This is a genomic window from Isoptericola sp. NPDC060257, assembly GCF_042726645.1.
Lineage (GTDB): Bacteria > Actinomycetota > Actinomycetes > Actinomycetales > Cellulomonadaceae > Isoptericola > Isoptericola nanjingensis.
Genome location: NZ_JBHXAW010000150.1, coordinates 1 through 10637, shown reverse-complemented (window position 1 = coordinate 10637; position 10637 = coordinate 1). Strand labels below are relative to the sequence as shown.

Sequence of the window (10637 nt, the reverse complement as noted above, 5' to 3'; positions counted from 1 at the left end):
GGCCTCGGCATGCTGCGGGAGGCGCTCGCCGCCACCCGGGACGCCGGTCTGGACGACACGTGCCAGAGCGGAGACGTGTCCGGGCCGGTCCGCGGACGGGCCTACGATGGCAGGCAGACGTCGGTGCGGCGTCAGGGGACGGGGAGGCAGACCATGACGGTCCTGGAGGACATCGTCGCGGGGGTCCGTGAGGACCTCGCGGTGCGCCAGGCGCGGACGTCGCTCGACGAGCTCAAGGAGCGGGCGGCCCGCGTGCCGGGCGCGCTCGAGTGCTGCGGCCGGCTGCTCTCGGAGGATCGCGTCGCCGTGATCGCCGAGGTGAAGCGGTCGAGCCCCAGCAAGGGCGACCTCGCACCGATCTCCGACCCGGCCGCCCTGGCCGAGGAGTACGCCAGCGGCGGGGCCAGCGCGATCTCCGTGCTCACGGAGCAGCGCCGGTTCGGCGGCTCGCTCGCCGACCTGGACGCCGTCCGCGCCCGGGTGGACGTGCCGGTGCTGCGCAAGGACTTCGTCGTCACGCCGTACCAGGTGTGGGAGGCGCGGGCCCACGGGGCCGACCTCGTGCTGCTCATCGTCGCGGCCCTGGAGCAGACCGTGCTGACGTCCCTGATCGAGCGGGTGCACTCGCTCGGCATGACGGCGCTGGTCGAGGCCCACACCGACGACGAGGTGCGTCGCGCCCTCGACGCCGGGGCGCGCGTGGTGGGCGTGAACGCCCGCGACCTCAAGACGCTCGAGGTGGACCGCACGACCTTCGCGCGCCTCGCCCCGCTCATCCCCGACGACGTCGTCCGCGTCGCCGAGTCCGGCGTCCGCGGCCCGCACGACGTCCTCGACTACGCCCGGTCCGGCGCGCACGCCGTGCTGGTCGGCGAGGCGCTCGTGACCGACGGGGCCCCGCGCCGGTCGGTGGCCGACCTGGTCGCGGCCGGCCAGCACCCCGCGCTGTGGTCGGTCCGCCCGGCCGCCCAGCCGTAACCACCGCAGCACGTCACACGACCACGGCACAACACCACACGGCACACCATCCCGACGCGTCCTGGACGGCGGGCGGCGGAGGCCCGGGCGACCGGTACCCTCTGACGACCCCTCGTGCAGTCCGCCGTGGGGTGCCGACGAGAGACGGAGGACCCGTGCCCGACCAGCCCGTACGGGAGGCCCTGACCGAGACCCTGGCGCACCAGGTGCTCGGGCGGCTCGCGGACGTCGAAGGCCCGTACTTCGGCCAGTTCGGCGGCCGCTTCGTGCCCGAGGCCCTCATCGCCGCGCTCGACGAGCTCGAGACCGAGTACCGCAAGGCCCTCGGCGACCCGGCGTTCACCGACGAGCTGGCACGCCTGCACCGCGAGTACACGGGCCGCCCGTCGCCGCTCACCGAGGTGCCGCGGTTCGCGGAGCACTGCGGGGGCGCGGAGGCCGGCCACCGGGTGTTCCTCAAGCGCGAGGACCTCAACCACACCGGCTCGCACAAGATCAACAACGTCCTCGGCCAGGCGCTCCTGGTGAAGCGCATGGGCAAGACCCGCGTGATCGCCGAGACCGGCGCCGGGCAGCACGGCGTCGCCACGGCGACCGCGGCCGCCCTGCTCGACCTCGAGTGCGTCGTCTACATGGGCGAGGAGGACACGCAGCGCCAGGCCCTGAACGTCGCCCGCATGCGGCTGCTCGGTGCCGAGGTCGTGCCCGTGACCATCGGCTCGCGGACTCTCAAGGACGCCATCAACGAGGCGCTGCGCGACTGGGTCGCGAACGTCGAGAGCACGCACTACCTGCTCGGCACGGTCACGGGCCCGCACCCGTTCCCCGAGATGGTGCGCGAGTTCCACCGCATCATCGGCGAGGAGGCGCGCGAGCAGATCCTCGAGCGCACCGGCCGGCTGCCGGACGCCGTCGCAGCGTGCGTGGGCGGCGGGTCCAACGCGCTCGGCATCTTCAACGCGTTCCTCGACGACGAGGGCGTGTCTCTGCACGGCTTCGAGGCCGGGGGAGAGGGCGTCGAGTCCGGCCGCCACGCGGCCCGCTTCTCCGGCGGGGCCCCGGGCGTGCTGCACGGTGCCCGCTCGTACCTGCTGCAGGACGACGACGGCCAGACCCTGCCGAGCCACTCCGTCTCGGCGGGGCTGGACTACCCGAGCGTCGGGCCCGCGCACTCCTGGCTGCACGACCTCGGGCGGGCCACCTACGAGCCCGTGACGGACGACGAGGCCATGGAGGCCTTCCGCCTCCTGTGCCGCACCGAGGGGATCATCCCCGCGATCGAGTCCGCGCACGCGCTCGCCGGCGCCCTGCGCCTGGGGCGCGAGGCGGCGGAGGCAGGCCGGACCGGCCAGGTGATCCTCGTGAACCTGTCGGGTCGCGGCGACAAGGACGTGGCCACCGCGGCGCGGTGGTTCGGGCTCCTCGACGAGGACCAGACCGACGCCACGCCGGAGGGGGACCAGTGAGCGCCACGACCGACACCTCGCCCGCGGCGGCACCGTCCGCGAGGTCGACCACCGGCGCGCGCCTCGACGCCCTCCGGGCCGAGGGCCGTGCGGCCCTGGTCGGCTACCTGCCCGCCGGGTTCCCCGACGTCGAGCGCTCGATCGAGGCCGTCCTCGCGGCCGTGGACGCGGGCGCCGACGTCGTCGAGATCGGCGTGCCCTACACCGACCCGGTGATGGACGGCCCGGTGATCCAGCGTGCCGCGGAGGCGGCGCTCGCCGCCGGCACCCGGGTCCGCGACGTGCTGCGCGTCGTCGAGGCCGTCGCCGAGCACTCCGGCGGGCGCGTGCCCGCCCTCGTGATGACGTACTGGAACCCGGTGCTGCGGTTCGGGGTGGACGCGTTCGCGCGCGACCTCGCCGCCGCCGGGGGAGCCGGCCTCATCACCCCCGACCTCATCCCCGACGAGGGGGGCGACTGGATCGCGGCGTCGCAGGAGCACGGCCTCGACCGCGTCTTCCTCGTCGCGCCGAGCTCCACGCCCGAGCGGCTGGCGCTCACGGCCCGCGCGTCGCGCGGCTTCGTCTACGCGGCGTCCACCATGGGCGTGACCGGCACCCGCGACTCGGTGGGCGACCGGGCCGAGCAGCTCGTCGCCGACACCCGCGCGGCGGGTGCCGACCACGTGTGCGTCGGGCTCGGCGTCTCGTCGGGCGCCCAGGCCGCCGAGGTGGGCCGGTTCGCCGACGGCGTCATCGTCGGCTCCGCGCTCGTGCGCCCGCTGCTGGCCGACCGTCCCTGGGCCGACCGGCTCGACGCGCTGCGGGCGACCGTGGCGGACCTCGCCGACGGCGTGCGCCGTGCCCGCGGGGGGCCGGGGGCGGGCGCGTGAGCGCGACCCTCCTGGCGTCGGCCGCGTCGGTGCAGGCGGCGATCCCGAGCCCGTCGCAGCACACGTGGTACCTCGGCCCGGTGCCGCTCCGCGCGTACGCGCTGGCCATCCTGGCCGGCATCGCCGTCGCGATCTGGATCACCACCAAGCGCTGGGTCGCCCGTGGCGGCGACCCGGACGACGTCCTGGACATCGCCTTCTGGGCGGTGCCGTTCGGCATCGTCGGCGGCAGGCTGTACCACGTGATCAGCACGCCCGAGCCGTACTGGGGCGAGGGCGGCGACCCCGTGCGCGCCCTGTACGTCTGGGAGGGCGGCCTCGGGATCTGGGGTGCGGTGGCGCTCGGCGCCGTCGGCGCCTGGATCGGCTGCCGCCGCAAGGGGGTGCGCCTGAGCTCGTTCGCGGACGCGCTGGCCCCCGGCCTGCTCGTCGCGCAGGCGGTGGGGCGCCTGGGCAACTGGTTCAACCAGGAGCTGTTCGGGGCGCCCACGACGCTGCCCTGGGGGCTCGAGGTCTCCCCGGGGGTGATCGAGCGGCTCAACGCGGACACCGGCACGGCGTTCGCGACGGGCACCCTGTTCCACCCCACGTTCCTGTACGAGCTGCTCTGGAACCTCGGGGCGGCCGCACTTCTCGTCTGGCTCGACCGCCGGTACAGGCTCGGTCATGGGCGGGTATTCTGGGCCTACGTCGCGCTCTACACTCTGGGCAGGGTGTGGATCGAGATGCTCCGCATCGACACCGCCGAGCACGTGCTCGGGCTGCGTCTGAACGTGTGGACGTCGATCGTCGTGGGCCTGGGTGCCCTCGTCGCCTTCGTCGTCATCGGCAGGCGCTACCCGGAACGTGAGGACGGGGTGGAGCTTCCCGGCCGCAGCCGCGACCGGCAGGACACCGAGCAGACGACCGAGCCTGGCATCGAGTCCGACACTGAGCTTGACACCATGAGCACCGCGCACGCCGGGGCCGCCGCAGGCGCCTCCGGCCGGGACGACGGCCGCGACAGCGGCGCCGGACCGCACCGTGCGGACGCGGGAGGACCCGGTCCCGACCAGGGACCGGCCGACCGCGCCTGAGGCGACTCCCACCGGGACACCACCCGGGCGGGGCCGCCTATGTTTCCGACGGGCCGACGATGTCCCGACCACCTTTGAGCATGACGCGCCCGCGTGCGGGCGTGCAGGAGGACGGTGTTGATGACCACGCCGCAGCATCGGGTCGCGCGGCCCTCGGCCCAGGGCCTCTACGACCCCGCGTCCGAGCACGACGCGTGCGGTGTCGCGTTCGTCGCGACCCTGCGCGGGACGCCCGGCCGCGACATCGTGGACGCGGGCCTGACCGCCCTGTTGAACCTCGACCACCGCGGAGCGGTCGGCGCGGAGGAGAACAGCGGGGACGGGGCCGGGATCCTCACGCAGATCCCGGACGCCTTCGTCCGAGACGTCGTCGCCGCCGAGCTCCCGCCCGCCGGGCACTACGCGATCGGCATGGCGTTCCTGCCCCAGGCCGTCGCGGAGGCCGACGCGGCCGCGCGCCGGTTCGAGGCGATCGCCGCGGAGGAGAAGCTCGACGTCCTCGCCTGGCGCGACGTGCCGGTCACGGCCGACCTCGTCGGCCCGACGGCGCGCGCCTCGATGCCCCTGTTCCGGCAGGTCGTCGTGGCGGACCCGTCGCGCGAGCTGTCGGGTCTCGAGCTCGACCGCCGCACCTACCGCCTGCGCAAGCGCGCGCAGAACGAGCTCGACCTGTTCCTCGCCTCGCTGTCGAGCCGCACCCTGACCTACAAGGGCATGCTCACGACGGCGCAGCTCGAGCCGTTCTTCCCGGACCTGAGCGACCCGCGCTACGCGTCCGAGATCGCGCTGGTCCACTCGCGGTTCTCCACGAACACCTTCCCGTCGTGGCCGCTGGCGCAGCCGTTCCGGCTCGTGGCGCACAACGGCGAGATCAACACGGTGCGTGGCAACCGCAACTGGATGGCCGCCCGCGAGAGCACCATGGCCAGCGAGGTGCTCGGCGACCTGAAGCCGCTGCTGCCCGTGTGCACGGAGGGGTCGAGCGACTCGGCCAGCTTCGACGAGGTGCTGGAGCTGCTGCACCTGTCCGGCCGCTCGCTGCCGCACGCCGTGCTGATGATGGTCCCGGAGGCGTGGGAGAACCACGCCGAGATGGACCCGGCCCGGCGGGCGTTCTACCAGTACCACGCGAACCTCATGGAGCCGTGGGACGGGCCCGCCTGCCTCACGTTCACCGACGGCACCCTCATCGGCGCGGTCCTCGACCGCAACGGCCTGCGGCCGGGCCGCTACTGGGTCACGGAGGACGGCCTCGTCGTGCTCGCGTCGGAGGCCGGGGTCCTGGACCTCGACCCCGCGACGATCGTGCGCAAGGGGCGCCTCGAGCCGGGGCGCATGTTCCTCGTCGACACGGCACAGGGCCGGATCGTGGAGGACGACGAGCTCAAGTCGCAGCTCGCCGCCCAGCGGCCGTACGGCGAGTGGATCGCCGGCAACACGATCACGCTGGACTCGCTGCCGGAGCGCGAGCACGTCGCGCACTCGCCCGCGTCCGTCCAGCGGCGGCAGCGCGCCTTCGGGTACACCACCGAGGAGCTGAAGATCCTCCTCACGCCGATGGCCGACACCGCCGCGGAGGCGCTCGGGGCCATGGGCTCGGACACGCCGATCGCCGTCCTGTCGAGCCGCCCCCGGCTGCTGTTCGACTACTTCACGCAGATGTTCGCCCAGGTGACGAACCCGCCGCTGGACTCGATCCGCGAGCAGCTCGTCACCGCGATCGACAGCACGATCGGCCCGGAGCCGAACCTCCTGGAGGAGGTCGCGAGCCACGCCCGCAAGCTCGACCTGCCGTTCCCCGTGCTCGACAACGACGAGCTCGCCAAGATCGTGCGCATCGACCGCGACCCGCGGCTGGAGGGCGAGTTCCGCGCCGGCATCGTGCGCGGCCTCTACGAGGTGTCCGGCGGCGGCAAGGCGCTGCAGGCCCGGCTCGAGGAGATCTTCACCCAGGTCGACGCGGACATCGCGGCGGGCGTGACGCACGTCGTGCTGTCCGACCGCGACTCCGACTCGGAGCTCGCGCCGATCCCGTCGCTGCTGCTGACCAGCGCCGTGCACCACCACCTGCTGCGGCAGGGCACGCGCACCCGGATCTCGCTGGTCGTGGAGGCCGGCGACGTGCGCGAGGTGCACCACGTCGCGCTCCTCATCGGCTACGGCGCGGCCGCGGTGAACCCGTACCTCGCCATGGAGACGGTGGAGGACCTCGCGCTGCGCGGCTACCTCGCCGTCACGCCGGAGGCGGCCGTCGCCAACCTCATCACCGCGCTCGGCAAGGGCGTGCTCAAGGTGATGAGCAAGATGGGCATCTCCACGATCATGTCCTACCGCGGCGCGCAGATCTTCGAGGCCGTCGGGCTCTCGCACGAGCTGGTCGAGGACTATTTCACCGGCACGACGAGCCGCCTGGCCGGCATCGGCCTGGACGTCATCGCGGCCGAGGTCGCGGCGCGGCACGCGGAGGCGTACCCGGCGTCGGGCAACCACGCGGCCCACCAGCGCCTGACCAGCGGCGGCGAGTACCAGTGGCGCCGGGACGGGGAGGAGCACCTCTTCGACCCCGAGACCGTCTTCCGGCTGCAGCACGCGACCCGCACCGGGCGGATGGACATCTTCCGCCAGTACACGCGCCGCGTGGACGAGCAGTCCCGCCGGCTCATGACGCTCCGGGGCCTGCTGCGCTTCACCCCGGACCGCGAGCCGGTGCCGATCGACGAGGTCGAGCCGGTCGAGGAGATCGTCAAGCGGTTCAACACCGGCGCGATGTCGTACGGGTCGATCTCCGCGGAGGCGCACGAGACGCTCGCGATCGCCATGAACCGCCTGGGCGGCCGGTCCAACACCGGCGAGGGCGGCGAGGACCCGGAGCGCCTGTACGACCCGGAGCGCCGCTCGCGGGTCAAGCAGATCGCGTCCGGCCGGTTCGGCGTGACGAGCGAGTACCTCACGAACGCCGACGACATCCAGATCAAGCTCGCCCAGGGCGCCAAGCCGGGCGAGGGCGGCCAGCTGCCCGGACCCAAGGTGTACCCGTGGGTCGCCAAGACCCGGCACTCGACGCCCGGCGTGGGCCTCATCTCGCCGCCGCCGCACCACGACATCTACTCGATCGAGGACCTCGCGCAGCTCATCCACGACGCCAAGAACGCCAACCCGGCGGCGCGCGTGCACGTCAAGCTCGTCTCCGAGTTCGGCGTCGGCACCGTGGCGACGGGCGTGTCCAAGGCGCACGCGGACGTGGTGCTCATCTCGGGGCACGACGGCGGCACGGGCGCGAGCCCGCTGACGTCGCTCAAGCACGCGGGCACGCCCTGGGAGATCGGCCTCGCCGAGACCCAGCAGACGCTCGTGCTCAACAACCTGCGCGACCGCATCGTCGTGCAGGTGGACGGGCAGATGAAGACCGGTCGCGACGTCGTCGTGGCGGCGCTGCTCGGGGCCGAGGAGTTCGGCTTCGCCACGGCGCCGATGGTCGTCTCGGGCTGCGTCATGATGCGGGTCTGCCACCTGGACACCTGCCCGGTGGGCGTGGCGACGCAGAACCCGGAGCTGCGCAAGCGGTTCACGGGCAAGCCGGAGTTCGTCGTGAACTTCTTCGAGTTCATCGCGCAGGAGGTGCGCGAGCACCTCGCCTCGCTCGGCTTCCGCTCGATCGAGGAGGCCGTCGGGCACGTCGAGGCCCTCGACACGCGCAAGGCCGTCGACCACTGGAAGGCGCAGGGCCTGGACCTCGCGCCCGTGCTCGCCGCGCCCGAGGCGGCGCCGGGCACGACGCTGCACCAGGTGGCCACCCAGGACCACGGCCTGGCCAAGGCGCTGGACAACCAGCTGATCGAGAAGGCACGCCCCGCGCTCGAGGACGCGCTCCCCGTGCGGATCGAGGCGCCGGTCCGGAACGTCAACCGCACGGTCGGCACGATGCTCGGCCACGAGGTGACCAAGCGGTACCGCGGTGCCGGGCTGCCCGACGACACGATCGACGTGACGCTCACGGGCTCCGCCGGCCAGTCGCTCGGCGCGTTCCTGCCGCGCGGCGTCACGCTGCGCCTGTACGGCGACGCCAACGACTACGTCGGCAAGGGCCTGTCGGGCGGCCGGATCGTCGTGCGCCCCGACCGGTCGGCGGTGCTCGAGGGCGCCGCGAACGTCGTGGCGGGCAACGTCATCGGCTACGGCGCGACGTCGGGCGAGATCCTGCTCCGGGGCCGCGTGGGCGAGCGCTTCGCCGTGCGCAACTCCGGCGCGACGCTGGTGACCGAGGGCGTGGGCGACCACGGCTGCGAGTACATGACCGGCGGGACCGTGCTGGTGCTCGGCCCCACGGGCCGCAACTTCGGCGCCGGCATGTCGGGCGGCGTGGCGTACGTGCTCAACCTGCGCGACGTCGCGATGAACATCCAGGCGGTGAAGAGCGGCGAGCTCGAGGTGGGCGCGCTGGACGACGCCGACTGGGACCGCGTGCGCGGCCTGCTGGAACGGCACCTGGCGGAGACCGGCTCGCCCGTGGCGGCCGAGCTCCTCGGGGACGACGGCGCCCGGGCCCGCTTCTCGCGGGTCCTGCCCGCGGGCTGGGCCCGCGTGCGCGCCGCGCTGGCCGACGCCGAGGCCGCAGGGAAGACGCTGGGCGAGGGCGACGACTTCGACCCGGCGATGTGGGAGCAGATCATGGAGGTGGCGCGTGGCTGACCCCCGCGGATTCCTGAAGGTGCGGGAGCGCGAGCTCCCGCCGAACCGCCCCGTCGAGGTGCGGCTGCGTGACTGGAAGGACACGCACGCCCACCGCGAGGACGGGCAGCCGTTCCTCAAGGAGCAGGCGGGCCGCTGCATGGACTGCGGCATCCCGTTCTGCCACCAGGGCTGCCCGCTGGGGAACCTCATCCCCGAGTGGAACGACCTGGTGTGGCGCGACCAGTGGGCCGACGCGATCGAGCGCCTGCACGCGACCAACAACTTCCCGGAGTTCACCGGTCGCGTCTGCCCGGCACCGTGCGAGACGAGCTGCGTGCTGGGCATCAACCAGCCCGCGGTGACGATCAAGAACGTCGAGGTCTCGATCATCGACGAGGCGTTCGAGCGTGGCCTGGTGACGCCGCAGGTGCCCCAGCGGCTCACGGGCTCGACCGTGGCCGTCGTCGGGTCGGGCCCGGCGGGCCTGGCCGCCGCCCAGCAGCTCACGCGCGCCGGCCACACGGTCGTCGTGTACGAGCGCGACGACGCGATCGGCGGGCTGCTGCGCTACGGCATCCCCGACTTCAAGCTCGAGAAGCTGCACATCGACCGGCGGCTCGAGCAGATGGAGGCCGAGGGCACCCGCTTCCGCCCGGGCGTCGCCATCGGCCGCGACATCACCTGGGACGCGCTGCGCCGCCGGTTCGACGCCGTGGTCCTGGCCACCGGCGCCACCGTGCCGCGCGAGCTCGCGATGCCGGGCCGCGACCTCGGCGGCGTGCACTTCGCGATGGACTTCCTCACCCCGGCGAACAAGGCCGCGGCGGGGAACCCCGTCGACGGCGCGCCGTCGGCCGCGGGCAAGCACGTCGTGATCATCGGCGGCGGCGACACCGGCTCGGACTGCCTCGGCACGTCGCTGCGGCAGGGCGCGGCCAGCGTCACGACCCTGGCGATCGGCAAGAAGCCTCCGCTCGAGCGGCCGGCGAGCCAGCCGTGGCCGACCGACCCGATCGTCTTCGAGGTCTCGACGTCCCACGAGGAGGGCGGGGAGCGCAGCTACCTGGCCTCGACGGTAGAGTTCGTGGGCGGCGAGGACGGGAACGTCCGGGCCCTGAAGGTCGCCGAGACCGAGTACCTGCCGGACGGCCGGCGGGTGCCCAAGGAGGGCACCGAGCGGGAGATCCCGGCGGACCTGGTCCTCATCGCGATGGGGTTCACCGGCCCGGAGACCGACGAGCTGGTGACCCAGACCGGCGCGGAGCTCACGACGCGCGGGCTGGTGCGGCGCGGCGACGACTACGCCACCAGCCTGCCCGGCGTGTACGCGACGGGTGACGCGGGCCGCGGGCAGTCGCTGATCGTCTGGGCGATCGCCGAGGGCCGCGCGACGGCGGCCGCCGTGGACGCCTACCTGCTGGGCAGCTCCGAGCTGCCCGCGCCGGTCGGCCCGCGGACGGTCGCGCTGCGAGGATAAGAAGAACAACGACGAAGCAGTACCCGGGTGCCGTTCGGGCACCCGGGCCCCGGGGGCCGGGGCGGCCGGGGGGGGGGGGGGGGGCGGGCGGGGGGGA

General features: G+C 73.8%; 6 protein-coding genes. All 6 read left to right on the top strand.

The annotated features are described in order from the left end of the window. Window positions 1-153 precede the first annotated feature (153 nt). A complete protein-coding gene (gene trpC / locus ACFWEK_RS13195; RefSeq protein ID WP_429763379.1) occupies window positions 154-978 on the top strand; it encodes an indole-3-glycerol phosphate synthase TrpC in 825 nt (274 codons plus the stop codon). Between the two features lie 155 nt (window positions 979-1133). After that, a complete protein-coding gene (trpB, locus tag ACFWEK_RS13190) occupies window positions 1134-2444 on the top strand; it encodes a tryptophan synthase subunit beta (RefSeq protein ID WP_430546171.1) in 1311 nt (436 codons plus the stop codon). After that, window positions 2441-3316 carry a tryptophan synthase subunit alpha gene (gene trpA, locus ACFWEK_RS13185; RefSeq protein ID WP_430554338.1) on the top strand — a complete coding sequence of 292 codons (876 nt, stop codon included), beginning with the start codon at window positions 2441-2443 and terminating at the stop codon, window positions 3314-3316. The genes trpB and trpA overlap by 4 nt, the downstream gene beginning before the upstream one ends. An 11-nt stretch (window positions 3317-3327) precedes the next feature. Continuing rightward, window positions 3328-4392, top strand: coding sequence for a prolipoprotein diacylglyceryl transferase (gene lgt, locus ACFWEK_RS13180; RefSeq protein WP_430554339.1), 1065 nt, complete (start codon window positions 3328-3330; stop codon window positions 4390-4392). A 120-nt stretch (window positions 4393-4512) separates the two neighbouring features. After that, the gene (gene gltB / locus ACFWEK_RS13175; protein WP_430546168.1) at window positions 4513-9081 is read left to right on the top strand and encodes a glutamate synthase large subunit; all 4569 of its coding nucleotides are present in this window, start codon (window positions 4513-4515) and stop codon (window positions 9079-9081) included. Next, window positions 9074-10540, top strand: a complete 1467-nt coding sequence (locus ACFWEK_RS13170) for a glutamate synthase subunit beta (RefSeq protein ID WP_430554337.1) — start codon at window positions 9074-9076, stop codon at window positions 10538-10540. The genes gltB and ACFWEK_RS13170 overlap by 8 nt, the downstream gene beginning before the upstream one ends. The last annotated feature ends 97 nt before the right edge of the window (window positions 10541-10637 follow it).

Bases quoted from the DNA above. Each gene is read 5' to 3' on its own strand.
- trpC (WP_429763379.1), top strand. From the start codon at position 154: ATGACGGTCCTGGAGGACATCGTCGCGGGGGTCCGTGAGGACCTCGCG.
- gltB (WP_430546168.1), top strand. From the start codon at position 4,513: ATGACCACGCCGCAGCATCGGGTCGCGCGGCCCTCGGCCCAGGGCCTC.